Raw genomic sequence first — 24,515 nt, forward strand, 5'->3', positions numbered from 1 at the left:
AGCAGTCGGCGGTCAGCGGTCAGCCGTCGGCGGTCAATTACGCTACACGCCCCAGGTCTCCAACCGATAAGCACTATCCCAAAACACATATTCCAGTTTCGAAGCAGTTAAATATGCCTCGATCATCTTCCTGCGTGTCGCTTCCGACGCTCGCTCAGCCAACTGGTCACAAATGTCCAGCGCCTTCTGTACGGAATGCGCGAAATCTTTGCCTGCGTAGGCATTAATCCAGTTTTGATAGGGATTCGGAGTGGCCTGATTAGCGTAAATGTAGTCGCCGATTTGCTTGTAAATCCAGAAGCACGGAAGCAATGCGGCCACTGTAACTTCGTAGGATTCGAATGCGCTGGTAGCCATCAAATAGTTGGTATAGGCAAAACAGCCCGGCGCTTTACCCGATTGGTAGTCGATGACGTATTCTTTGAAATACCCCAAATGCAATGCGCGCTCTACGAGAATGGCGTTTTGCGCAAATTGGAGGAAATCGAGCAGTTCGTGGCTGTTACCGGCTTTGGTACCTGCTACGGCCAGTGCGCGGGCAAAATCGGCGAGGTAAAGAGAATCCTGATAAATGTAGAATTTAAACTTTTCGAGCGGTAAAGTGCCCTCTTTCAGTTCCTTGTTGAAAGGATGTTGCTGTATTTCTTCAAATATCGGCAGCGCTTCGGCCCAGAGCAGGTCGGTGAATTTCATGATAAAATCTGCATGGAAAGTGGTGAAAATGAATGGTTCAGCGGGCCCGGACCGTGACCGGTAACGACGTCTTTACCCTCCCTGATAGCGCCCGCGATGTATTCCTTCGCGAAAATGATCGACTCCGCCAGCGAATTGCCCTTGGCGAGGTAAGTAGCAATAGCCGACGACAACGTACAGCCGGTACCATGGACGTTCCGGCTTTCGATGTAATCCGATTCGAGGATCAAGGGCTCCTGCCCTCTTTGCGCCAGCACATCATAAATCGTCGGCGCCACCAGGTGACCCCCTTTCAGCAGCACCGCTTTGCAGCCTTTTTCAACCATTTGAATCGCTGCACCTTTCATCGTTGCCGCTGTGCGGATCTGTCCGCCGATGAGTATTTCTGCTTCATCCAGATTGGGCGTAATGAGGTCCGCCCGGGGAAAAAGCTCCTTCCAAAGCACCGCAACTGTCTCGTCCTGGATCAGTTTCGAACCACTGGTAGATACCATTACCGGGTCGAAAACCACGAACGACGGTTTAAAACGATCCAGCGCGTCCGCAATGACGTGCGCCACCTCCGCAGTATTCACCATCCCGATTTTAACAGCATCAACGGTAATATCCTCAAAAACAGCTTCCAACTGTTCCTGTAAAAAAGCCGGCGGCACGGGATGAATCGCCCGCACGCCCTGCGTATTCTGAGCAGTGAGCGCGGTAATGGCGGATGTTCCGTAGGCTCCCAGCGCGGCGATCGTTTTGAGGTCGGCCTGGATGCCTGCGCCACCTCCGCTATCGGATCCGGCGATGGTCAATACAGTTGGATAACGGTTCATAGGAATGTGGTTGGTGGTGTTGGTCGGGGGTGGTCAGCTATTGAAAGGTTTGGTCAGGTTTTGTCAGGTGTTGTTGGAGGTTGGCCACAGGATCGCATCCTGGATAGCCTTTTTGAGCTCCTTTGCCGCTTCTCTCGGCGACGGGGCGCTGCAAATGGCCGATACGACGGCAATACCGTTCGCACCGTTCAGTACGGCCTCGTGCGCGTTGCCCGTATGAAGCCCGCCGATTACCACCAGCGGATGCCTGCTTTCCTGTCGCGCCCATTGCAAGCCTTTAAGTTCCCAGGGCTGCTCGGTGTCGGTTTTGGTCGGCGTCGCGAAAAGCGGGCTTACGGCGAGGTACGAGAGGTTCCAATGCGCTGCTTCGAGCACATCGGATTGCTTTTCAGCCGATAATCCTATGATTTTACCTTCGCCGAGCAGTCGATAGGCTGTTTGAAAAGGCATGTCGCTCTGCCCGATATGCACGCCGTCCGCGTCCACAGCCAATGCTACATCCACCCGGTCGTTAATGATCAAAGGGACATTATAAGTTTCCAAAAGGCTTTTCAAACGCTTCGCCCGATCGATAAATGCGCGGGTAGAAAGCGATTTTTCCCGCAACTGCACCATGGTGACACCTCCTTTCACAGCCTCTTCCACAACCCAGTAAAAGTCGCGGCCCAGGCACGCGGCTTCGTCGGTTACTAAATACAGTTCGAGGTTTAACATCATACATTCATTTAAATGCCGTCAGGCATGTAATATTGGTAGCATATTATGTCACTACCAATGTTTCATCGCTACGCGATTGAATATTATTCAAATTTGATTTTACACAACTCTGCCAAATGCGCGGGGCTTACTTCCGCTAATTTATCCAGAAACGCAATCTGGAACGAACCGGGCAACTTCGCATTACGGTAGGCCAGTTCCCCGCAAACGCCCATCGTAGCCGCTGCCGAAACCGCTGCTTCGAACGGATCGCCGCAAATCGCCGCAAATGCACCTGCGATAGCGGACGCCGAGCAGCCCATCCCGGTTACTTTGGTCATCAACGGCACGCCGTTCGAAACCCAACCAGTACGGCTGCCATGCACGATCACATCCACCGCCCCGCTGACACTCACCACCGAACCGAAACGTGCACTTAATGCCTGCGCGGCGCCAATGCTGTCCACCGAATCGGCAGTGCTATCGACGCCTTTCGTTTGAATGCTGGCGCCTGCCAATGCGAGTATCTCCGACCCATTGCCCCGGATAATGGTCGGTGGGGCGGTTTCGAGCAGCTCGGTCAGCACCCTGTTGCGGTAAGGCGTCGCACCGGCTCCTACCGGGTCGAGAATGATCGGTTTGCCTAGTTCGGCTGCTTTCCACATCGCCAGTTTCATCGCTTCCACCCAGCGCGCCGAGAGCGTACCAATGTTGATCACCAGTGCACCGGCGATCGAAACCATATCCTCGACTTCTTCCACCGCATGCGCCATCACGGGCGACGCGCCCACCGCAAGCAATGCATTGGCGGTGAAGTTCATCACAACGAAATTGGTAATATTATGTACCAAAGGCGCCGAGGCGCGCAGTTTTTCCAGATTCCCTTCTAGTTGAATAGTCATCGTTATGTTTTTTGGGAGAAAAGGAGGAAAGGGCGACCGGCGTAGGGAAAAGAATACAATCCTTTATCCCCTTCCTCCATTCTCCCTTTCCTCCCATTTAACCGATACTCCTTCCAGGTCACGAGCGAATGTAGTAGTTTTGGGTGGTTATCAAAAATCCCCACACTTCCCTGATTATGATCAAAGCAGCAATTTTCGACATGGACGGCCTGCTCATCGACTCCGAACCGATGTGGACAGAAGCGGCGCGTTCAGTCATGCAAAAAGTCAATTTTGAACTTACAGAAGCACTTCGCCTGCAAACTACCGGACTATCTATCAAGCTTTTCCTCGATTTCTGTCACCAGATCCAACCCTGGAACACGCCTTCATTTGAAGAACTTGAAACTGAAATACTGGAAAAGGCCCATCACGATATTCTCGCCCATGCCGAGGCGATGCCCGGCGCCATTGCGCTCGTCAGCGAATTAAAAAAACAGGGCCTGAAACTCGCTGTCGCGTCGGCCTCGCATATGGAGCTCATTGAAGGGGTATTAAAAAGACTGGAAATTATTGACTATTTTGACACCTGGCATTCAGGTGAGCTGGAAAAACACACCAAACCGCACCCGGCGGTGTACCTTACCACTGCTAAAAAACTCGGTGTTTTGCCCGAAGAATGCATTGCCTTCGAAGATTCGCATGCGGGCTTGCGCGCTGCACACGCAGCGGGTATGATCACGATTTCGGTACCCGCCGCAGAAGTTTTTGAAGATAAAAAATTTGATATGGCACATTACAAGATCCCTTCGCTCGAAAAATACATTTTGCGCGAAATGTCGGGTGTGCCGCAAAGTGTGATCGAAAACTAAACCTCGACCCTATCCCGCTTACCCCGCATGATCGGACTCCGGCATTTCAGTATTATGATTATGATCAGGATAATAATTATTGTCCTGAGCGTCATTGCCCTCGCCTGGCTGGCGTCCAAGCATACCAACGAAACGCTGGTGTACATCCTCGGCACCATTTTCATATTCATCCAGGGATCGCTGCTGTACCAGTACGTCACGAATGTTAACCGTAAACTGACGTATTTTCTCGAATCCGTACGGTATTCGGATTTTACGATCAACTTCCGGTCGGACAATAAAATGGGCCGGACGTTCAAGGAGCTCAACCAGCAATTCAACGAAGTATTGCTTGCATTCAGGCAGGCGCGGGCCGAGAAAGAGGCCAATTTGCAATACCTCAATACCATTGTCCAGCATATCGGGACGGGGCTCATTACATTTGACGCCAACGGCCAGGTGAACCTGATCAACAATGCGGCGCTGCGCATGCTGGGCATTTACCGCCTGCACCAGCTGATCGAACTCAAAGAAAAGCACCCGCGCCTTTACGAACTGCTCTCCGACCTCGACACCGGCGTCCGCGACCTTTACCGCACGCCCAACGACCAGCCCCTCGCATTGCAGGCAGCCGCGATTCAGCTTCGCGGGATGTGGGTCAAGATTGTGGTTTTGCAAAACATCCAGACCGAGTTGCAGCAGCAGGAAATCGAATCCTGGCAAAACCTCACGCGTGTGCTACGGCACGAGATCATGAACTCCATGACGCCCATCGTGTCGCTCGTGGGCACGATGCGACTGATCGTGAACGAGGATATCGAGAAGTCCACGAACGATCAGGAAGCCGTAAACGATTTGAAAGAAGCATTATCGACGCTCGAAAAGCGCAGCAAAGGCATGATGCAGTTCGTAAACGCCTACCGCGATTTCACGACGTTGCCTAAGCCGGTATTCGCCAGCCTGGAAGTGGCAGAGCTTTTGCAGGAGGTAATACAATTGCTTCAAACCGATCTGACGCAATCCGGTGTACTTTGGAAACTGTCTGTCAAACCGGAAACGCTCACGGTCAAAGCCGACGCGAGCCAGATCCAGCAGGTGTTGATCAACCTCATTAAAAACGCATCCGAGGCATTCTCCCACCAAACCAACCGGCTTATTACGCTCTCGGCCTACCAGCTCGACGGCACTGTGATGATCGAAGTCGCCGACAATGGCGACGGTATCGAGCCCGAAGCACTGGAGAACATTTTCATTCCATTCTACACCACCAAAAAAACCGGCTCCGGCATCGGACTAAGCCTTTCCCGCCAGATTTTGCAGCAACACAACGGCCAACTGAACGTTGAGTCGCAGGTGGGGAAAGGGACGGTGTTTACGTTGGTGTTTTAGGGCCTGCGGCCCTTGACGACCGACGGCCGACCGCTGACCGCCGACTACATTTTTGCGACGGTAGTGGTCCGGTGTTATATTTCAGTGACCATTCCTGACTACACTTGACTACACATGACTTAATTGGTCTATCGTCAGCGGTCAAAACCCCAACGTTACAACCATTCCCCCCAACCCGACGTCTTCTCACAAACCTAAATGAAAACCCGATGAAAAAGTATGTTTTCGTGCTTTTTGCCGCCATGGCGGTGGCGTGTAAAAGCACTGGTGTGGACAAGAAAGATGAGGGCATCAAATACAAAGAAACCGTCGTATTAAATGGCGTTCCGACAGCTACCCTGACGTTTTTTGACGTGGAAGACAGCCGCTGCCCTGAGGGTTTGACTTGTATTTGGGGAGGCCGGGCGGTAGTCGATCTGCTATTATCAGGAGTGACTACCGAGGGAGGCGTTAAAGAACACGTCAAAATGTGTATTGGTACCTGCGACGCGAAAACGGGTTCGGATTCTTTGGAGAAGACATTTGCGGGCGAAAAATACAAGTTTGTACTCACCGCGGTGAATCCCTATCCGAAATTCGGTGATTCCACCCGAACCAAGGAAAAGTATTCGATACAGCTGAAAATCGAGAAAAAATAACCTGTTTAAGGGCAATGCAATCAAGGGAGGCCGGAAACAGCTTCCCTATTTTTGTGCCAGTTTGCTCTGTTTATATCCGTAGCTGAAATAAATAACGAGCCCAATCGCCAGCCAGATGACGAAAATCAGCCAGTTGGAAGCACCAAGTTCGGTCATCAGGTATAGGTTCGTCAGGATTCCGGCCACCGGAAGCGCCGAGAAGTTATGCTGGTAGCTCAAAATGGAAAGCGTGCACCAGGTGATCCAGAAAATAATGGTCAGCAGCTTGTGCTCCATGATTTCAGCGAAGCTGAGCATCCGCCATTCAACAATGACACTCTTTCCGTAGGTGAGCAGGCCCACAATCGCAACGGCAAACAGGATTCCCACCAGGTATTTGCCATTGATATAAGGCACGCGGAATTTGGAGCGTGCCGAAATACCTTTGTGATCGAGGTAAAGCACGCCGCCGCACACGAGTATGAATGCAAAGAACGTCCCTACGCTCGTCAGATCGACGAAGAAATCCATTTTGAAGAACAATGCGGGAATACCTACCACAAAACCGGTTACGATCGTGGCGAAAGACGGGGTCTGGTATTTCGGGTGGATTTTAGCAAAACGTTTCCAAAGCAAACCGTCGCGGCTCATGGTCATCCAGATCCTCGGCTGGCCCAGTTGGTAAACGAGCAACGCACTCGTGATCGCAATCACAGAGCTTACCGAAATAACGCCCGCCATAAAATCCAGGCCATTCTTTTGAAATACAAATGCCAGGGGATCGCTAACTTTCAATTCAGTATAGTTCACCATCCCGGTGAGTACCAGCGTAATGAGCACATATAGAATGGTACAAATAACCAGGCAGTAAATCATCGCTTTCGGCATATCCTGCTGAGGGTTGCGACACTCTTCGGCGGTGGTGGAAATAGAATCGAAACCGATGAACGCGAAGAATACCGCCGCTACCCCGCTAAGCACGCCTTTCACACCATTGGGAGCAAATGGGGACCAGTTTTCAGGTTTTACATAAAATGCACCTGCCAGTATCACCAGCAGCACGACGCCCACTTTGAGCACCACCATGATATTGCTGGCCGTTCTCGATTCACGTATCCCGATGTAAACCAATGCTGTAATGAGCAAAGTCACCAAACCGGCAGGCAGATTGAGCAGAATATGAAAGTCGCCGATCGTAGGGGCCGACTCGTAAGCCGATGCCGCAAAACGCTCGTAATCCGACAGTTGGGCTGCACCTACGCTTTGCAGTTTTTGAAATGCCTCCCGCGCCGATTCGCCGTTGATCGTGAGCCAGCCGGGCAGCGTAATACCGAAGCCTTTGAGCATACTCACGAAGTACTCCGACCACGAAATGGCGACTACCATATTGGAAACGGCATATTCGAGGATAAGCGCCCAGCCGATAATCCACGCGAACAGCTCGCCGAATGCCACGTACGCATACGTGTATGCGCTCCCGGACACCGGCACCGTACTCGCAAACTGCGCGTACGAAAGCGCCGTAAACACGCAGGCAATAGCTGTGAATACAAACAGCAACGATACCGCCGGGCCGCCGTTGTAGCTCGCCAGACCGATGGTACTGAATATCCCTGCACCTACAATGGCCGCAATACCGAGCGACACCAGGTCGCGAACGCCCAGCACTTTGGCTAAGCCCCCCTCACCTCCCGAATGGGCATCTTTCAGAATCTGGTCGACAGTTTTTTTTCGGAAAAGAGGAGAATTCTGGCTCATGCAGGCGCTATTTTTCAGGTATCAGTTTGTAATAAGCAGGGCTAAAAATAATGATATTCTAAAACGATCCCGGCATCGGCTGAAAATTTGTTCCTTTTATCCCAAAAAATCCGTAGAAAATTCTTCGCCAGGGAAATCAAACAGGGAATGATTGCGTTATCGAACTAATCCCCGTTACTCCGTTCCACCAATTTGCCCATGAAAAAAATCGCTACTTACTTCATCAGCCTCATCCTGTCCATTCAATTCATTGCAGCCCAAAGCGTTAAATCCTATTCCACCGCGCAGGCACATTCCCACAATGACTATGAAAGGGCGCGCCCGTTTGAGGATGCCTATGAACAGCAGTTCGGTTCGGTGGAAGCAGATGTTTTCCTCGTCAACGATTCACTTTTCGTAGCCCATAACCTGAAAGATATTCGTCCCAACCGGACTTTAACCGCCTTATACCTGCTTCCGATCCTTCAAAAAGTGGAACAAAACAGCGGGCGCATTTATACGCAGGATAATGTACCGCTGCAACTGCTGATCGACCTCAAAACAGAAGGCGAACCAACCTTGGCGGCGTTGATCAAATTACTCGAACCACACAAGCATATTTTTGCGCCGACGGGCAGTGTCAAAGTCGTGGTCAGCGGTAATGTACCCGACCCTTCCCGGTTCGAGGAGTATCCAAACTTCATCTATTTCGATGGTCGCCCGGAAAAAGTCTACACGCCTGCGCAACTGGCGCACGTGGGACTCATCAGCCAGGCATTTCAGCAATATTCCAAATGGAACGGCGAAGGGCCGCTTTTGGAAAAAGACAAAAGGAAGATACAGAAGATGATCAACGACGTGCACGATCTCGGCAAAAAAGTCCGGATATGGGCAACACCCGACAATATCAATTCCTGGAAAACCATGATGGCCCTGGGCGTCGATTACCTCAATACCGACAAAGTTCGCGAGCTCGGCGACTACCTTCGTACTGCACCCAGGTAGTTTTACAAAACAAAATACGGCCTGGGATAATTTTTCAGTAGTATCAAATGGCATTGGAAGAGTTATAGACTATATTGTACTGCCATCAATTAGTCAAACCTATCCTTCATGTCTGCTGAACAAACCGCTGCGCTTAAAAAAGTCCTCAAACCGATCCACCTCTGGGCCATTGCCGTCGGCCTGGTTATTTCCGGCGAATATTTTGGCTGGAATTACGGCTGGGGCGTATCGGGTACCATCGGCTTTCTGATCGCGACGCTCGTGGTGACGGTCATGTACGTGACATTCATTTTCAGCTTTACCGAACTCACGACCTCCATTCCGCAAGCGGGCGGGCCGTTTTCCTATGCCTACCGTGCATTTGGCTGGTGGGGTGGGCTTATAGCAGGTTATGCCACGCTTGTCGAGTTCCTCGTAACGCCCCCGGCCATTGCATTCGCACTTGGGAGTTATACCCATTTCCTTTACCCCAACCTGCAAGTGCTGGAAGTGGCATTTGCGTGCTACGCCATTTTCATTGTCATTAATCTACTGGGAATCAAAGAATCAGCCACTTTTTCGCTCGTGGTTACGCTACTAGCGGTGGTGGAGCTGTTGATATACATTGGTATCGTAGCCCCGCATTTCTCTTACCAGACCTTTGTTTCAGAACCGATGCCTTTCGGATGGGCGGGGGTATTTGCCGCGCTGCCGTTTGCCATCTGGTTCTACCTCGCCATTGAGGGCGTGGCGATGGTGGCCGAAGAAGTAGAAGACCCTAAAAGAACCATTTCACGGGGCTACATTTACGGCATCCTCACACTGGTGGTGCTGGCATTGGCGGTGATGATTTTTACCGGTGGTATCGCGCCGTGGCAGCAGCTGAGCGACATCGACTATCCCCTGCCCGCAGCATTGGGCATTGTACTCGGGCGCGATAGCGGGCTCACCCAATTGTTTGCCAGCCTGGGCCTCTTTGGACTCATCGCGTCCTTTCACGGCACGGTAATCGGCTATTCCCGGCAAATTTTCGCCCTCGCACGGGAGGGTTACCTACCTTCATTCCTGGGAAATGTCAATGCGCGTTTTCAGACTCCGCATTGGGCGCTGGTAGCGGGCGGTATTGCGGGTTGCGTCGCATTGTCGCTCGGCACGACCGACCAGGTCATCATCCTCGCCGCATTAGGCGCCGTGGTGATGTACATTATCAGCATGGTGGCACTTTTTGCACTAAGAAACAAAGAACCGCACCTTGAAAGACCCTTCCTCGTGCCCGCATTCCCCTATTTCCCGGCCATTGCACTGGTGATCTCCGTACTATGCCTGATTGCGATCGTGTACTACAACTGGAAGCTCAGCCTCTGGTTCTTCGGCGGGCTGGCGGTTGTGGCTGTGATTTTCAGTCTGACGGGTCGCCACAAAAAACTGGAAGTGTTGCAGCACTCAGAAGAAGAGCGTCACGCCTAGCTTGGCGAAAAACGGCGTGCCCGGTGTGAAATGGATTTCTTCCACGGGCTCGGCTTCATTTTTCAGGCGGCTTTCCGTTGCGAACTGGGTCTCTTTCCATTTGGTGTTAAACAAATTCTGCACCGAAAGGCCTACGCTATACCGGCTTTTGGTATAGTTCAGCTGCATATCGCTCACAAAATAGCCTTTCGCCACAATCGAATTGTCCTCGTTGGCGGGACGGTTTGCGATGTAGCGATAACGGAGCGAGCCATTCAGGCCATTCGGCATTTGCAGGGATAGCCCGCCCGCTGAGGTAAATACAGGGGCCAACGGCAGGTAGCTCGCCCCTTCCACTTCTCCCACTGCTCTGGGCTTAGCGATATTAAAATCGGCATCGGCGTAAAGCATCTTGGTAAGCTGGTACCGCACCGACAGGTCAAATCCCTGCCTGCGCGATTTTCCGCTAGGCTCCACCACGCCCGCATCGCCCACGTACACAAATTCCTGCTGCATCCACAAATACCACGCGGCCGCATTGACTACCATTTTTGGGAGTGGTTTGAAAATCACTCCCAAATCGGAGCCATATGCCCCGGGTAAAATCTGCTTGCCGCCCTGCGGTACCACCACACGGGTGTCGTTCGAGTGAAAGCCCTTTCCGGTATTCAGGTAGAGTTGCAGGTTTGGGTTAAATGTGTAGTAGAAGTTGAGTTTAGGCGAAACGATGGCGTCACTGGCGTGTTGCCGCGTACGAGGCTGCGCAAGGAGGTCTTGATACTGATCCCGGAAATAATCCAAACGAACACCTGCATTGACAGAGAAACGATCGGTAAAACGCACTACTTCGTCCAGGTAGATGGACGCGTTCAGCTCATTAATGTTCCCGAGCTTGTATTGTTCGAGTGTTTCCGTCCTGTTTTTGGTGTGAGAAAGCTCTGTTCCACGCGTCAGATCATGGCGGTACTGGACGCCCAGCGTGGTTACCCAGTTTGTTTTTCCAACAAAGGACTCTTTTGAAATGCTTCCATTGTACCCGTACAAATTGCGCCGCTCTTTCTGGCGGATCTGATCGCCATTCAGCGAATCTTCCAGGAAGAATGTAAAATTGGAATAAAGCTCGAAATTATAGTTGCTATAAAACACCTGGTTTTTGATCACAAAATTGCGCGGCGTAACCGTCACAAACTGAGCATTGAAATTCGTCCGGCTGGTTTCTCCACCCTCCGTCGGATCGATGGAACCGTAAAAGCCGATCAGCCCCGACTCGATCGCACGGTCCGGGATCTGCCCGGAGTGGTTCCATTTACTCCAAAATGTAGATCCTGTCAATGTCAGATTGGTATTGGGTGTAATATGCCCGTGGTATTTACCTGTCACATTCAGCCTGTTGAAATTCTGCGGGTTATCGAAATAGGAATTGGTAAATGAGTATTCCGAAGCTATATAGGCCGCCTGATTTTTCTCCCTGCCTTTTTGTCCCAGCAGGTCAATACCGGCCACGGCACGATACGTATCGAACTGCCCTGCTTCCAGTTTTACGAACGATTTCTCGAGCGCATCTTTCGTCCGGAAATCGGCCCAGCCTGCGGTGCTGAAATTACCTTTATCAGTAGTATAGGGCCCTTTTTTGAAGTCAACCCCCTTCACCAACTCAGGAATCACAAAATGGAGGTCCGCATACCCCTGCCCGTGTGCATGCGAAACCATATTCACCGGCATGCCGTCGACCGTCAGCCGGATGTCGGTGCCGTGATCGATATCGAAACCGCGTAGGAATATCTGTTCAGCTTTTCCTCCGCCGGCATGCTGCCCGATAAACAGCCCCGGCACGATGCGCAGGATTTCCTGCGAGTTGGTAATCGGGCGTAGCCGTATATCGAGGTTGCTGATCAGCTGCTGGTCGTGGGCCCGCCGGCTGGACACCGTCACCTCGCTGAGTTCTACATTCGCAGAAGTCAATTCCGTTTTCAAAAAGGCCGTCTCGTCCGAAATCACCGTCACTTCGATAATCTGCGTACGGAAGCTCACGTACGATAGCTCAATCTTATACCGCGCCGGCACCAAGTCTTCAAACCGATATTGGCCCAATTCGTTGGTAATAGCAGCCTTTCCTGTTCCCGAAAGCTGCACTGTCACATCTTTGAGCGGCAGTCGCGTCGACTGATCATACACCACGCCCGAAATCCCTCCCAGGTGGGCCAACGCTCGCAGGCTGACGATCAGAAAAGAAAACAGGAGTGTAAATTTTTTCATAGCAAAGTTTGCGAATGATCTTGACTGGCGCTTCAGAGCACAAATCTAGGATTAGTTTTTCTGGCTTGCACCAGCAAGCGGTTTCCCTGCGCTTTATCTCCGGTAGCAACTGCAATGGCGCTGGCGACTTGGAGCAACTCGGGGTCACGGCTGCCAGTACGTAACGCCACCTCTATATGCTGCTTAGCCTTGTCATTATTCTGATGCTTGAAATAGGCTGCGGCCAATGCATGATTGACGTCGATGTTGTTCGGCCTTTGGGCATATTCCTTCAAACCGTAGGCAATAGCAGAATCCAACTGATTGGTTTTGGTATACAATTTACAAAGTTCCAGGTCAACAGAATGCCCCGAACGGGCATCTTCATCCAACATTTTCACCACTTCCCGGTATTTATCGGCAGCCTCTTGTTTATTACCCTGCAATGCATAGATATCGGCCATTTCTTCATGAAAAGAAAATTCGGGCATTACTTTGGCTGCTTTGTCGAGATCGGCCAATGCCTCGTCGTATTGCTTAGCGGCCTTGTGTACCTGCGCAAGTCCGCGCAATGCAAATGCGTAGCTCGGGCGCATGGCGAGGATTTCTCTGTATTGGATTTCCGCCTGCTTCCACTGGCCGGTGGTTTCATAAAGGTGCCCGAGCGTGTTTTTTGCCCAGCATTGCGGCTCCGAACCAGGCAATCCTGCCTCCACCGCCAGTTTCATAGCAGCAATGGCGCCGGGATAATTTCCATGAATTTCGCGGAGGTATGAAGCCCGCGAATATGCTTCCAGCGAAGGTTTCAGCTCCTGCATTTTATCCGACATGGCCACAGCTTCACTATAATTGCCCAATTCCACGTTGGCATCCACGAGCACACCGTACACATATGCATTGCTCGGGTTGATCTTCCGGGCTTGTTCGGCGAGGTCGCGCGCTTCCGCAAACTGGTGCTGCGACATTTTCACCGAAGCCTTGAACGTGGTGGCTTCAAAATTTTGCGGCTCAATCGCCAAAACATCGTCGAGTATTTTCAATACCGCCGGATAGTAATAAGGATGCTCGCCGGTGATACGGGCTTCGGAAAGATAAATGACGGCTATTTGCAGCCGGGGCTTAACGTCGGCAGGATCCTCTGCGATCTTTTGTTTCAGCTCTTTTACCTTTTCTTTGGTTTTCGGCCATTCGGCTGCGGAAGCGAGCTCACCCTGGCGTTCATACAATGCGGGAATATCTGTGGAAACGACCGGTGTTGACGCGACTGATTTTTCAGCGTAATCATTATTTTGCTTTTTTTCGCCACACCCGGTGATCACCACCAATGCTATACCCAATATTAAAAGATCCGTTTTCATAAAGTTTCGAATTAAATGCGGAAGGATTTGAATGCCGGAAGCAGACGCTCCCGGCATTCCGGATTATCTTCTGAGAATTTTTACCGTGTAACGGTCGTCAGCTGTCATTACGCGCAGGTAGTAAATACCGGGTTGTCCATTGAGTTTAACCACCCTCCTTTCGTTCGCCACTGCTTTACCAATGTGCTGCTGACCGATCACCTGGCCTTTGCTGTTAGCCAAATCAAGCCGTACCGCTTTGCCCGCCGCTCCCCGGATTTCGATCACAACATCTTCGCTGTTGCTTGGATTACCCATTACGACCGCCCTCAGGGAAACCGAAGATTCGTCGGCTTCCGGCGCCGCCCGGCGCATGGAATTAGAGCCGCAGTAAGCCCTGAAATCGAACTTCGCGGTAACTTCCGACGACGGATCTCCGACGTACCGTGCTTTCAACCAAAGCACCCCGCTGCTGTTATTATCCTTAAAAAGCTCCGATTCGACTACCCGGCTGTCCGAAGGGCCCCATCCGCCATTGACCACACCCGCACAGGAGTATTCGACCTCATTGCCCGGTACGCCGCCAGTATGCCCGAACTGGAACCCGCCGGTAAGGCAATCGAAATTCTTGATCATCACAGCCAGAGGCTCGGTTCCGCCTGGTTTCGGTCCTTCGTAACCGGGGCCACGGAAGCCGGGCCATGGATTTTGCAGGTACGGAAAGTTCCATTTCAGCGTCGTGTCGTTTTTGGTCACACCTGCATTAAACGACAGCACATTGACCAGGTTCGGCGTAACGGGACTTGTGGATGTTCCCGGCACGAAATCGTCGTACCACAAGCCTACGGCAGCCAGCACTACCCCGCCCACTGCCTGCAATTCGATTGTCGTCACGTCGTCTTCCAGGCGGCGGCCGTTCGGGAAGCCGTCCATATTCGGAATCCATTGCAGATCCTTGTTCCCATTGTAAGCCGGATCCGTAAGACCGAGCGCGGCAGCCTGAACGAGCCCTAACGAACTGAATTTAGGATCGTCGCGGGGCGTTGCGGGCACGGCCATGTTCAGCCGGAGCCAGTCGCCAAACGTGGGCAGGAAGTTGTGGATAAATGGTTTCCCTGCGGCCAACGGGTTGCCTCCTTTTCCGGTCGCCAGCTGGTATGGGGGCAAATTAGGCACACCGGTATAGAAAATAGGCAGGATATCCACTGCACGCGGACTGGTAGCGTCAGGTAGCAACACACTTCCGAATGCCGCTTCCGACAAGGCAGTCCCGTCGAGTGCCGCATTGCCTTTCAGGCCATAAAGCCCCATTTTACCGTTGCGGAAATCGAACGAACCCAGCGATTTACTTTGAATACGCAACGCGGCCAGGCCCGGCACAGCTCCGCCAAACTGGGAGTCGTCCATATACAATGCCAGTTCGGGATTGGTGAAGTATTTGGCAAACTGCAAGTCATTGGCAGGTGATGTCGCATTCCATTTGTCTTTCATACCAACCGGAATCACCGCTTCGTTGGTCAGCGGCATCCCTAGCCGCGAAACCTGAACCCAGTCGCCGTCGTAACCCACGTCTCCACCGTTGTAAAGTGTTGTGATTTTCTTACGGCTCGACGAAGCGTAAACACCGATCACATAGTCAGGATCGAGGATATTGCTGGCTTCTGCCACGGTTTTGTGTCCCTTTTGCAGTGTAGCTACCGGCACCTCGACCACGATCGAATGGCAATTGAACTTCGCCACCCCATCCCGCGCGCCCGATTTCCGGACGTTACCGAGATCGAAAATACCGCCCAGATCTACAAAAAACGGGTCGTCCACCGGACCAGCAAAGATTTTCTCTCCTGTGCTGGCTGTCATAATGGCTTTATCCACCAACGCATTGTACTCCGACCCAAGGCCTACGGGCGTGCTGTTGATCGAGCGCGGGCCGATATTCGGTGGAGGGACAATGCCGTTGGAAACGATGGTCGAGAAGCTTTGTCCTCCGTCGGTGCTCCTTTCACAAGTGTAAGTCGTTTTCAGGTTTTCCTTGCCAAGCCGGATCAGAAAGAATGTGGACGGATCCTCATTCATTTTCTTGAAAGTAAAGCGATAGACGATGTCCGCGCCGGGAGTTGCCGCATTGTTGTCGACGTGGATTTCGTATCGGATATTTTCGCCAAACGAATACCAGTTGGGCCCACCCGCGGGGTGTTCGAAAGGAATGTAGTTGGCGATGAGCACTATATTTTCCTTGTTAACAGGACTCTTGAATGCATACACATCGGTGTTATCGGCCAAAGGGTCCGTTGAAATCAGCGGTGCTTCACGGTGCGAGGAGGCCATTGCCCCCGAGGCACTCATGCAAATGATCGCCAGTAGCCCGATCAGATTAAGAAGATTTTTCATGTTCATTCTTGCTAAAAGTGTGGGATCAGAAACGGGCTTTTTCGGGATAATCATAACCTCTCCAAGGATTTGCCAGGTAAGGGAAAGCACCTTTCAGCGCAGCGTCGTTTTTCGTTGGTCCGGCAGTGAAGGTCAGAACGTTGAGCAGCTGCTGCGAAACGGGTGCCTGCGGCGTAGCGTCATCATAGAACAAGCCCACGGCAGCCAGTACCACACCGGATACGGCTTGGAGTTCGATCGTCGTCACGTCGTCTTCCAGCCGGCGGCCGTTCGGAAAGCCGTCCATGTTCGGAATCCATTGCAGATCGGAATTGGCATTGTAGGCCGGATCGGTAATACCCAGCACCGCTGCCTGCACGAGGCCCAGGTGGCTGAACTTCGGATCGTCCCTTGGCGTAGCGGGTACTGCCATATTCAGGCGCAGCATATCCCCGAGCGTAGGCAGGAAATTGTGAATAAACGGCTTCCCTTTGGCCAGCGGATTATTGTTTTTACCCGTAGCGAGCTGGTACGGAGCCAGATTGGGCACGCCGGTGTAAAAGATCGGCAGCAAGTCCACGGCCCTCGGGCTGGCATTGTCCGGCAGCAGCAGGGTACCGAACACGGCATCGTCCAGCGCGGTACCGGCCAATGCCGAGGCGCCTTTCAATCCATACAAACCTGGCTTACCATTGCGAAAATCAAATGCACCGAGCGCATTGGCCTGAATACGCAGCGCACTCAATGAAGGTACCGCCGTTCCGAATTGCGAATCATCCATATACAATGCCAGCTCGGGATTGGTGAAGTATTTCGCGAATTGGAGATCATGGCCTGCATAGGGCGTTACGGAGTTCCATTTGTCCTTCATACCCAGCGGAATCACCGCCTCGTTTGTCAGCGGCATGCCCAGGCGGGAAACCTGCACGTAGTTGCCGTCATAACCGACGTCACCGCCATTGTAAAGCGTTTTGATCATCTGGCGGCTTGCCGACGCCCAAACACCAATCACGTAGTCGGGATCAAGGATATTCGCAGCCTGCGCCACGTTTTTACCATCCTTTTGAAGCAGGTTCACCGGGATCTTCAACGCGATGGTGTGCACATTGAAGCGCGCCAGGCCATCTTTCGGGGCATTGGTCGTGTTTCCTTCCGGCCGGAAATTGCCCGCATCGAACGCACCCGCAAGGTCTACGAAAAACGGATCGTCGACCGGGCCACAGAATACCTTCTCCCCGCTCGAAGCCGTTGCAATGGCTTTCTCCACGAGCGAGTTGTAATCCGGCGCTTCGAGCCCGACTGTTTTTCCTTCGATGGAGCGCGGCCCGATGTTGTTCGGAGGCACCACGCCGTTGGCAATAATGGTGGTGAAAGTCATACCGCCATCGGTGCTTTTCTCACATTTGTAAGTGGTTTTGAGGTTTTGCTTGCCCAACCGGATATTGAAAAATGTAGTCGGGTCTTCATTGGTACTTGAAAACGTGAAGCGATACGTGATGTCGTCTCCGGGCGTTCCGGCCTGGTTTTTGATATGGATCTCATAACGTACATTCGGCCCGAAATTGAAATAGTTTGGGCCACCCTCAGGCGATTCGAACGGGATGTAATTGGCAATGATCGTGATAGAATTGGGATCATCGGGGCTTTTGAAAGCGTACAAATCCGTATTATCGGCGAGCGGATCATTGGAAATCAGCGGCGCTTCACGGTGGCTCGAAGCCAGGCTGCTCAGCGCACAAGGCAGCAACAACAGGCACAGAAGAATCCTCCTGAACCTGCAAGAGTCCAACATAAAAACTTGCATGAGGTAAAAGTTTAAATACGGAAACGGGAATGAATGTGATCTGAAAGCGTAAAGACGTCCTTGTTAATCCCGGCCCGGAAAGCAGGACCGAAATACCGGAAAAAAGCGAGCCGCTGCCGGAAGAAAACCGACAGATTACAAGCAACTATTAACGAAGGGCAAATGCGGTGTTAACAACCATTCGGGCTTATATACGCCATGACTGTGCCAAGCGGATGTAGGAAAGGCAAAAAAACTTGTAGACCCGGAAATGAATGAATTATAATTATATAAATATTAACTTAAACAAATCAAATTAAAAAGATTCAGATGGATCGGAAGCAACGACGTAAAACTATTGCTACAATATGGCAACCGCTTGTGCAATAGCACATTTTGCCGTTATTTTAACGCGGGGTTACTTCGAAAGTTTTTTCTGAAAGATAATTCGACAAATCCGGTCAATCTCTCTTTGCAATTAATTCGTATATTATCCTATTATTTGTATACCCGCCGTGGGCTTCACCGCAGCGGCTTCCGAACATAACCCATTTTATAATCTCATTAAAGACGGGCAAAGGCTGACTACTTATACCAAAGATGAATATTCTAATCGTTGAGGACGACTTTATCATTGCGAAACATCTCCAATTTCTGCTGAATGGTTTCGGTTACGACGCAAACGATATCGCTACCGATTATACGACTGCCACCGAAATGCTTCACAGCAAGGTTTTTCACCTCGCTGTACTGGATATCAACCTCAACGGCTATCAAACCGGAATAGACCTGGCACATTACATCAGGGAGAATTTTAAGATTCCTTTTCTCTTTTTGTCGGCTCATGAGGATATCGCTGTGGTGAATGCCGCATTGCAAGCCGCCCCTCATGCATTCTTGCAAAAACCCTTTCAAAAGATCACGGTTTACACAGCTGTGAAACTGGCGCTGAAAAATTACCGGCTGGCGGCACTCGCAGGTGAAACTACTTCGGAGGAGAAAGAGGATACCACGGTGATCAAGGACGCCCTGTTCATCAAGGAAAAACATATGTTCACCAAGATCATGCTGACGGATATTCTATACATCCGGAGCGATGACAACTACCTTGAACTACATACCACCAAGAAGAAATACACTATCCGTGAGACGCTGAAAAACATGCTTCAGCAGCTTCCCGGCAACTACTTTTTCAGGGTACATAAGTCATTCATTATCAACCTGAACGCCATTACAGCGATCGATTACGTACACGTGATGATCAACGACATCGAGATCCCGATCACGAACGATAACCGAACGGAGCTGCTAAGCCGCATCAGGACCTTCTCCTGATAACTAGTACAACCCACTAGAAAAACGGTTACTTACGGTTTCCCCGGCTACACCCCATAAAAGCTATACTTCACCACTTTGATTTGCTGAGGAGTTACGTGCGAAGTAATTTTATAACACGTAAACACCCTCTTCTATTATTACATATATACTTTACCCCGACGGAAGGCCTGGGCTTCAATAAATTTTAAAATTTTTCTGAGGTCCAGGCATCTGTTTCACTCCAAAAAACGTAATTACGGTCGATTGAGCATCTTTGCATGATACTGAGCATTATGCACACATTTGTTTCTCAAACGCACACCATATTTACCATACCAAACCTAAACTAAATCGCTATCAGTTTTAATTAAATATCGTTGAGAATAATTGAACATCCCCGGGAATTTTCCCTGGGATGTTTTGTTTTAATCCGCTTATAATCAAATAACTACATTGCGGTTAGGCATTGCCAGATATTGTCAGGTATTGTCAGGAATGGTCAGGTATTGACCGTGGCCGTCAGGGGTAGATCAGGTATTTCTTGCGCATGTCCTTGTACTGGCCCAGGCCGGGCTCCCAGCTTTTACGGATCTCTTCTTCGGACGTACCTGCGATAATCTGTTTTTTCAGGTTTTCGGTGCCGGCCAGCTTATCGAAGTTCCCCATTTGCTTGCTTTGACTCATGTCGAAGAACTTCTCCTTTTCGGGGTATGCTTGATAGAGCTCGATGAGCCATTTCAGATGGAGTTTGCCGCTTTTGCGAACATCTTTCAGGTCATACTTTCGCAAATCGAGGCCGTAGCATTCCTTATCCTGGTGCAGCGGCGTTTCGCTCATTCCTTTGATGCTGTGAGGGGTGAATGTGAAGTCGTATTTACCTTTCAGCAGCGGCGCACCCAGTACGGTGAAAGGCATATAGGTTCCTCGTCCCTGGCTCAGAATAGTGCCTTCGAACATACAAATATGCGGATAAAGCATCACCGACTGCTGCGTATTCAGGTTGGGTGAAGGCATTACGGGCAGCACGTAAGGCGTATCGTGCGTGTAGTTATCCACTTTGATGATCTTCAATTTGCATTGCATTTTGTTGGGAAGCCAGCCCTCGCCATTGATCATCTGAGCCAATTCAGCTATCGTAAGGCCGTGCGAAACTGGTATTTTGTACATCCCGATCCCTGAATGCAGGTGATCTTCCAGCACGGGGCCATCTACGAGGAAGCCATTCGGGTTGGGACGGTCGAGAATCAGCATTTCCTTGTTATTCTCCGCGCATGCCTCCATCACGTGCCCGAGCGTGTTGATGTACGTGTAAAAGCGAGCGCCTACGTCCTGGATGTCAAAAATCATCAGGTCAATAGCCGCCATTTGCTCCTTGGTGGGCTTTTTGAGCTTACCGTAAAGGGAAATGGCCGGGATACCGGTTTTCGGATCGACGCTGTCGTTCACTTTGTCGCCATTGCTGGCCGTTCCACGAAAGCCGTGCTCCGGACCGAAGATGGTGACGATGTTCACGCCTAATGCCACCAGGCTGTCGACAATCGGCTTTGTGCCGATAATGGTGGTTTGGTTAACTACAATGCCTATTTTCTTTCCTTTCAAATAGTCAAGGTATTTGGAAACCTGGTCTGCACCGGTGGCTGGGCCCTTGGCTTTTGTGAGATCTTCGGGCGCTGCCGAGAGCGAATCCGCTATTGCCGGACTTTTCTGAGATGTTGAGTTGACGCAGTTACTGTTCGCAGCTAATGCAGCGGTGAGGCTTATGGCCAGTGCTAATGTTTTCATGTGGTTAGGATTAGGAGGACTAAAATAGGTTATTCTTTGCCATGAATACACGAATTCGTGCTTATTCGTGTATTCGTGGCAAAGAATAACCTAAAACAGCTTCATCTGCCCAGCCCGCATAAACTGCGAAGTATCCAAAGGCGGTAGTTCACGACCGGCAAGGTATTTCCGGCAAGAATGATCATGCAATTGCCGGATATGCTCTGCGAAATTCCCCTCTCCTACCATCCGGATCCCAAAACGAGAATCGTTCACCGCTCCGCCGTGGCATTCCTTGATCTGGTTCAAAACCTTGGCAGCCCGATCGGGAAAGTGATGATGGATCCATTCGTCAAATAAAGTGGAAATCGCCCCATTCAGCCGCACTACCGTGTAATGCGACCATATTGCTCCATTTTCGGCAATCGCCTGTATGAGCGAAGGTATTTCCTGGTCATTCAGTCCCGGGATAATCGGCGCGGTCATGACGCCCATCGGAATACCGGCGTCACTTAATGTTTTGAGTACTTGCAAACGCCGCTTACCTGTAACCGTCCTTGGCTCCAATGCGCTTCGCAGCTCTTCATTCAGTGAGGTGATCGAGAGCGCCGCGTGCACGAGGTTCAGTTTGGCCATTTTTTCCAGCACATCGATATCCCGCAGTATCAGCGCATTCTTGGTGAGAATGCTCACCGGGTTGCGGTACCGCAAACAGATTTCCAGCAGCTGCCGGGTAATGCGGTACTTTTTTTCCCCCGGCTGGTAGCAATCCGTATTGCCGGAAATGTGAATATTGTGCGGCACCCATTTTTTGGAATTAAAGAGCTTTTCCAGCAACTGAGGTGCGTTCTTTTTTACCACAATCTTGGTTTCAAAATCCAGCCCTGCGGAAAAGCCCCAATACTCGTGCGAATTGCGGGCATAGCAGTAAATGCACCCATGCTCACAGCCCCGGTAAGGATTGATCGAGTGAAAGTTGGGTAAGTCAGGACTATCCGACACGCTCATGAGCGTCTTGGACTCCTCTTCGATAAATTGTGTTTTGGGATTTACCTCCGGATCTTCCCACTGCTGCCAGTCTTCGGAGGTATACTCGATTTCGTGCTTGAAGAATTTGTTGGGCGTGTTGATAGCAGCCCCGCGCCCGCGTGCCCGGTTATCCATTGTTTTCCAGTAAGTTGATGAAGTTATGAAGTATGCTAACGAAAGGTGTGTGTGGCAGACGTCATCCTGAGCGCTTTTGTCACGCTGAGCGAAGTCGAAGCCCCATGCGATGACGTTATCGCACTTATCCTTCGACTCCGCTCAGGATGACATAAGCCTTACTTAATGTACCGGAAATCCTCGTCGCCTTTCAGTGACAGCAGCACGTCGTACATCAGTTGTATTACATTCTGCACGTCCTCTTTGGAAACCATTTCCACGGTGGTGTGCATGTATTTCAATGGTAATGAGATCAATGCGGAAGCAATGCCTTCTGTGGAATAGGCGAATGAATCCGTATCGGTGCCCGTCGAGCGGCTTACTGCCTGGCGCTGGAAGGGGATCTTTTTCTCCTCCGCAACGCGGATCAGCAGGTCGCGGACATTGTTCTGTACCGCCGGGCCGTAGCAAATAACCGGTCCGCTGCCGCATTTCAGGTCGCCCTGCTCTTTTTTGTTGTACATCGGCGACTGCGTGTCGTGCGTAACGTCGGTACAGATCGCCAGGTCCGGCTTCAACCGGCGTGAGATCATTTCCGCACCGCGCAAACCGATTTCTTCCTGCACTGCATTCACCACATATAATGTAAACGGCAGCTTCACATTGTTCTCGTGCAGCATGCGCGCCACCTCCGCGATCATGTACCCGCCCATGCGGTTGTCGAGTGCGCGGCCGAGGTAGTATTTATCGTTCAGTTCATCGAGGCCGTCGGCGAATGTCACTACCGTACCAACATGGATACCCATTTCAAGCACCTCGTCCTTCTTGGCAGCGCCCACATCGATGAAAAGTTCGTGCACTTTGGGCACCTGGTCCTTGGCGACGTCACGCACATGGATCGCCGGCCAGCCGAAAACACCTTTCACTACTCCTTTGGCCGTATGCAAGTTCACACGCATCGAGGGAGCAATGGCCGCATCGGAGCCACCATTGCGGCGCACGTGAATGTAGCCATCCTCTGAAATGTAGTTCACAAACCACGAAATCTCGTCGGAATGCGCTTCGATCACCACCTTGTAATCCTGGCCCGGGCCTATTACGCCCACGGCTGTTCCGTACACATCGATAATCTGTTCTTCAATATATGGCTTGATATAGTCGAGCCATATCTGCTGACCAGTCGATTCGAAGCCGGTCGGCGAAGCATTGTTCAGGTACTTATAAAGAAACTCTATGCTCTGATCTGACATACTTTTAATTTAAATAACGACTAAAACTGCATTCTCAAAGGTACTTCCACCAGGCACAGAAACGGCGCTTTTTGAGATAGCCAAGATCGTGCTCATGAGCGTAAGCTTCCTTTTCAAACGAAATATGAAGATAGGCTAAATAATGCTTTCTGAATTGTACATATCGGATTAAATATTCCACCACATACCACACATAAAAGATAACCAGCCCGAGTTCAAGCTGTTGCTTCAAATGAATGCGCTCGTGATTGAGAAAGACCTGTGAAGGGGCCTTCCGCTTTGACAAAATGAATGGAAACAACGCCATCCCGTCGACCCGGAGCGACGGCACATTGAGGAGAAAGCCTTTGATATGCATAGTGGTGTAGGGGCGTTTGTGGTGTTTTTGATGTCTGACCGCCGACCACTGACCGCCGACGGCCGATCACATGAATACTTCATAATATGCGATCGGCCGTCTGTCGTCAGCGGTCGGCGGTCAATACAAATCTCCACAAAAAAGTTGGGTTGCGAAACAGCTTGTTCCGCAACCCAACCTATTATATCTGTCAAAGATTACTCCCCGCTGAAACGGCTGATATCGAGCACTTCGAACTCCATCATGCCGGCAGGAACCTTGATTTCTGTCGTTTCTCCCACTTTTTTACCCAAAAGCCCCTTACCGATCGGCGAGCCTACGGAGATTTTGCCTGCCTTCAGGTCCGCCTCTTCCTCCGACACCAACGTGTAGGTAACTTCCATTCCATTCTTACGGTTTTTGATCTTCACTTTGGAAAGCACCGAAACCTGTGAGGTATCCATCGTCGACTCGTCGATCACGCGTGCATTCGACAGGATTTCTTCCAGTTTGGCGATTTTCATTTCGTGCATACCTTGCGCGTCCTTCGCCGCGTCGTATTCTGCATTTTCACTTAAATCACCTTTGTCCCGCGCTTCTGCAATTTGTCGTGCAATCTCCGTGCGGCCTTTGGTTTTCATCTCATTCAGCTCGTTCCTCAGCTTGGTAAGTCCTTCTTCCGTATAGTATGAAATTTTAGCCATGACCTTTATTTTGTTTATAAGTCTTTTAATTTTTGAAATTCTACATAAAAAAAAAGAACGGCTCAAAGACCGCTCTACAGAGTTAACAAAACTCTCGTAGAAGGCTAGAAGACCTTTTCTTTTCGGTTGATATATGATTTTGTGTTCACCATAATTTTCTGTTAAGAAC

General features: G+C 50.9%; 20 protein-coding genes. 6 read left to right on the top strand and 14 right to left on the bottom strand.

Annotated elements, in window-relative coordinates:
• Positions 1–42 precede the first annotated feature (42 nt).
• From tenA to thiM, 4 genes are all read right to left on the bottom strand, one after another.
• Positions 43–693, bottom strand: a complete 651-nt coding sequence (tenA, locus tag CLV60_RS15100) for a thiaminase II (protein WP_106596191.1) — start codon at positions 691–693, stop codon at positions 43–45.
• On the bottom strand, positions 690–1,511 hold the full coding sequence (gene thiD, locus CLV60_RS15105) for a bifunctional hydroxymethylpyrimidine kinase/phosphomethylpyrimidine kinase (protein ID WP_106596192.1): 822 nt from the start codon (positions 1,509–1,511) through the stop codon (positions 690–692). The genes tenA and thiD overlap by 4 nt, the downstream gene beginning before the upstream one ends.
• 63 nt (positions 1,512–1,574) lie before the next feature.
• The gene (gene thiE, locus CLV60_RS15110; RefSeq protein ID WP_106596193.1) at positions 1,575–2,228 is read right to left on the bottom strand and encodes a thiamine phosphate synthase; all 654 of its coding nucleotides are present in this window, start codon (positions 2,226–2,228) and stop codon (positions 1,575–1,577) included.
• Positions 2,229–2,311: 83 nt separating this feature from the next.
• Positions 2,312–3,109: a hydroxyethylthiazole kinase gene (gene thiM, locus CLV60_RS15115; protein WP_106596194.1), complete on the bottom strand. Its 798-nt coding sequence runs from the start codon at positions 3,107–3,109 to the stop codon at positions 2,312–2,314.
• A gap of 176 nt (positions 3,110–3,285) precedes the next feature.
• Here thiM and hxpB point away from each other — a divergent pair, with 176 nt between their 5' ends.
• The 3 genes from hxpB (at position 3,286) to CLV60_RS15130 (ending at position 5,966) form a co-directional block, all read left to right on the top strand.
• Entirely contained in the window at positions 3,286–3,960 is a 675-nt protein-coding gene (hxpB, locus tag CLV60_RS15120; protein WP_106596195.1) for a hexitol phosphatase HxpB, read from the top strand.
• 54 nt (positions 3,961–4,014) lie between these two features.
• Positions 4,015–5,328, top strand: a complete 1,314-nt coding sequence (locus CLV60_RS15125) for a sensor histidine kinase (protein WP_229210981.1) — start codon at positions 4,015–4,017, stop codon at positions 5,326–5,328.
• 209 nt (positions 5,329–5,537) lie between these two features.
• A complete protein-coding gene (locus CLV60_RS15130; protein WP_106596197.1) occupies positions 5,538–5,966 on the top strand; it encodes a hypothetical protein in 429 nt (142 codons plus the stop codon).
• A gap of 45 nt (positions 5,967–6,011) precedes the next feature.
• Here the strand turns inward: CLV60_RS15130 and CLV60_RS15135 are convergent, their stop codons facing one another.
• Complete coding sequence (locus CLV60_RS15135; protein WP_106596198.1) at positions 6,012–7,703, bottom strand: amino acid permease; 1,692 nt, start codon at positions 7,701–7,703, stop codon at positions 6,012–6,014.
• 198 nt (positions 7,704–7,901) lie between these two features.
• Between CLV60_RS15135 and CLV60_RS15140 the strand changes: the two genes are divergently transcribed.
• Complete coding sequence (locus tag CLV60_RS15140) at positions 7,902–8,687, top strand: phosphatidylinositol-specific phospholipase C/glycerophosphodiester phosphodiesterase family protein (RefSeq protein ID WP_106596199.1); 786 nt, start codon at positions 7,902–7,904, stop codon at positions 8,685–8,687.
• Between the two features lie 108 nt (positions 8,688–8,795).
• Complete coding sequence (gene eat, locus CLV60_RS15145) at positions 8,796–10,133, top strand: ethanolamine permease (RefSeq protein WP_106596200.1); 1,338 nt, start codon at positions 8,796–8,798, stop codon at positions 10,131–10,133.
• On the opposite strand, the gene CLV60_RS15150 is transcribed toward eat, so the two are convergent.
• From CLV60_RS15150 to CLV60_RS15165, 4 genes are all read right to left on the bottom strand, one after another.
• Positions 10,110–12,368, bottom strand: coding sequence for a TonB-dependent receptor (locus CLV60_RS15150; RefSeq protein WP_106596201.1), 2,259 nt, complete (start codon positions 12,366–12,368; stop codon positions 10,110–10,112). The two genes, eat and CLV60_RS15150, sit on opposite strands and share 24 nt — an antisense overlap.
• A gap of 32 nt (positions 12,369–12,400) precedes the next feature.
• On the bottom strand, positions 12,401–13,705 hold the full coding sequence (locus tag CLV60_RS15155) for a tetratricopeptide repeat protein (protein WP_229210978.1): 1,305 nt from the start codon (positions 13,703–13,705) through the stop codon (positions 12,401–12,403).
• Between the two features lie 63 nt (positions 13,706–13,768).
• Positions 13,769–16,072, bottom strand: coding sequence for a DUF4331 family protein (locus CLV60_RS15160; protein ID WP_106596240.1), 2,304 nt, complete (start codon positions 16,070–16,072; stop codon positions 13,769–13,771).
• A gap of 25 nt (positions 16,073–16,097) precedes the next feature.
• Positions 16,098–17,855 (bottom strand): DUF4331 domain-containing protein, encoded by a 1,758-nt coding sequence (locus CLV60_RS15165; protein ID WP_229210979.1) that lies wholly within the window; start codon positions 17,853–17,855, stop codon positions 16,098–16,100.
• A 579-nt stretch (positions 17,856–18,434) separates the two neighbouring features.
• Here CLV60_RS15165 and CLV60_RS15170 point away from each other — a divergent pair.
• A complete protein-coding gene (locus CLV60_RS15170) occupies positions 18,435–19,169 on the top strand; it encodes a LytR/AlgR family response regulator transcription factor (RefSeq protein ID WP_106596202.1) in 735 nt (244 codons plus the stop codon).
• A 501-nt stretch (positions 19,170–19,670) separates the two neighbouring features.
• On the opposite strand, the gene CLV60_RS15175 is transcribed toward CLV60_RS15170, so the two are convergent.
• The 5 genes from CLV60_RS15175 to greA all read right to left on the bottom strand — a co-directional run bounded on the left by CLV60_RS15175 (position 19,671) and on the right by greA (position 24,346).
• Complete coding sequence (locus tag CLV60_RS15175; RefSeq protein ID WP_106596203.1) at positions 19,671–20,933, bottom strand: exo-beta-N-acetylmuramidase NamZ family protein; 1,263 nt, start codon at positions 20,931–20,933, stop codon at positions 19,671–19,673.
• A 90-nt stretch (positions 20,934–21,023) separates the two neighbouring features.
• Positions 21,024–22,076, bottom strand: coding sequence for a PA0069 family radical SAM protein (locus tag CLV60_RS15180; RefSeq protein WP_106596204.1), 1,053 nt, complete (start codon positions 22,074–22,076; stop codon positions 21,024–21,026).
• Between the two features lie 158 nt (positions 22,077–22,234).
• Entirely contained in the window at positions 22,235–23,305 is a 1,071-nt protein-coding gene (locus CLV60_RS15185; RefSeq protein ID WP_106596205.1) for a M42 family metallopeptidase, read from the bottom strand.
• Between the two features lie 34 nt (positions 23,306–23,339).
• Positions 23,340–23,663 carry a hypothetical protein gene (locus CLV60_RS15190; RefSeq protein ID WP_106596206.1) on the bottom strand — a complete coding sequence of 108 codons (324 nt, stop codon included), beginning with the start codon at positions 23,661–23,663 and terminating at the stop codon, positions 23,340–23,342.
• Between the two features lie 197 nt (positions 23,664–23,860).
• A complete protein-coding gene (gene greA, locus CLV60_RS15195) occupies positions 23,861–24,346 on the bottom strand; it encodes a transcription elongation factor GreA (RefSeq protein ID WP_106596207.1) in 486 nt (161 codons plus the stop codon).
• Between the last annotated feature and the right edge of the window lie 169 nt (positions 24,347–24,515).

Source organism: Dyadobacter jiangsuensis, from assembly GCF_003014695.1.
Classification (GTDB): domain Bacteria; phylum Bacteroidota; class Bacteroidia; order Cytophagales; family Spirosomataceae; genus Dyadobacter; species Dyadobacter jiangsuensis.

Excerpts from the sequence above, each read along its gene's own strand:
- tenA (WP_106596191.1), bottom strand. The coding sequence starts at position 693 with ATGAAATTCACCGACCTGCTCTGGGCCGAAGCGCTGCCGATATTTGAA.
- thiD (WP_106596192.1), bottom strand. The coding sequence starts at position 1,511 with ATGAACCGTTATCCAACTGTATTGACCATCGCCGGATCCGATAGCGGA.
- thiE (WP_106596193.1), bottom strand. The coding sequence starts at position 2,228 with ATGATGTTAAACCTCGAACTGTATTTAGTAACCGACGAAGCCGCGTGC.
- thiM (WP_106596194.1), bottom strand. The coding sequence starts at position 3,109 with ATGACTATTCAACTAGAAGGGAATCTGGAAAAACTGCGCGCCTCGGCG.
- hxpB (WP_106596195.1), top strand. The coding sequence starts at position 3,286 with ATGATCAAAGCAGCAATTTTCGACATGGACGGCCTGCTCATCGACTCC.
- CLV60_RS15125 (WP_229210981.1), top strand. The coding sequence starts at position 4,015 with ATGATTATGATCAGGATAATAATTATTGTCCTGAGCGTCATTGCCCTC.
- CLV60_RS15130 (WP_106596197.1), top strand. The coding sequence starts at position 5,538 with ATGAAAAAGTATGTTTTCGTGCTTTTTGCCGCCATGGCGGTGGCGTGT.
- CLV60_RS15135 (WP_106596198.1), bottom strand. The coding sequence starts at position 7,703 with ATGAGCCAGAATTCTCCTCTTTTCCGAAAAAAAACTGTCGACCAGATT.
- CLV60_RS15140 (WP_106596199.1), top strand. The coding sequence starts at position 7,902 with ATGAAAAAAATCGCTACTTACTTCATCAGCCTCATCCTGTCCATTCAA.
- eat (WP_106596200.1), top strand. The coding sequence starts at position 8,796 with ATGTCTGCTGAACAAACCGCTGCGCTTAAAAAAGTCCTCAAACCGATC.
- CLV60_RS15150 (WP_106596201.1), bottom strand. The coding sequence starts at position 12,368 with ATGAAAAAATTTACACTCCTGTTTTCTTTTCTGATCGTCAGCCTGCGA.
- CLV60_RS15155 (WP_229210978.1), bottom strand. The coding sequence starts at position 13,705 with ATGAAAACGGATCTTTTAATATTGGGTATAGCATTGGTGGTGATCACC.
- CLV60_RS15160 (WP_106596240.1), bottom strand. The coding sequence starts at position 16,072 with ATGAAAAATCTTCTTAATCTGATCGGGCTACTGGCGATCATTTGCATG.
- CLV60_RS15165 (WP_229210979.1), bottom strand. The coding sequence starts at position 17,855 with ATGCAAGTTTTTATGTTGGACTCTTGCAGGTTCAGGAGGATTCTTCTG.
- CLV60_RS15170 (WP_106596202.1), top strand. The coding sequence starts at position 18,435 with ATGAATATTCTAATCGTTGAGGACGACTTTATCATTGCGAAACATCTC.
- CLV60_RS15175 (WP_106596203.1), bottom strand. The coding sequence starts at position 20,933 with ATGAAAACATTAGCACTGGCCATAAGCCTCACCGCTGCATTAGCTGCG.
- CLV60_RS15180 (WP_106596204.1), bottom strand. The coding sequence starts at position 22,076 with ATGGATAACCGGGCACGCGGGCGCGGGGCTGCTATCAACACGCCCAAC.
- CLV60_RS15185 (WP_106596205.1), bottom strand. The coding sequence starts at position 23,305 with ATGTCAGATCAGAGCATAGAGTTTCTTTATAAGTACCTGAACAATGCT.
- CLV60_RS15190 (WP_106596206.1), bottom strand. The coding sequence starts at position 23,663 with ATGCATATCAAAGGCTTTCTCCTCAATGTGCCGTCGCTCCGGGTCGAC.
- greA (WP_106596207.1), bottom strand. The coding sequence starts at position 24,346 with ATGGCTAAAATTTCATACTATACGGAAGAAGGACTTACCAAGCTGAGG.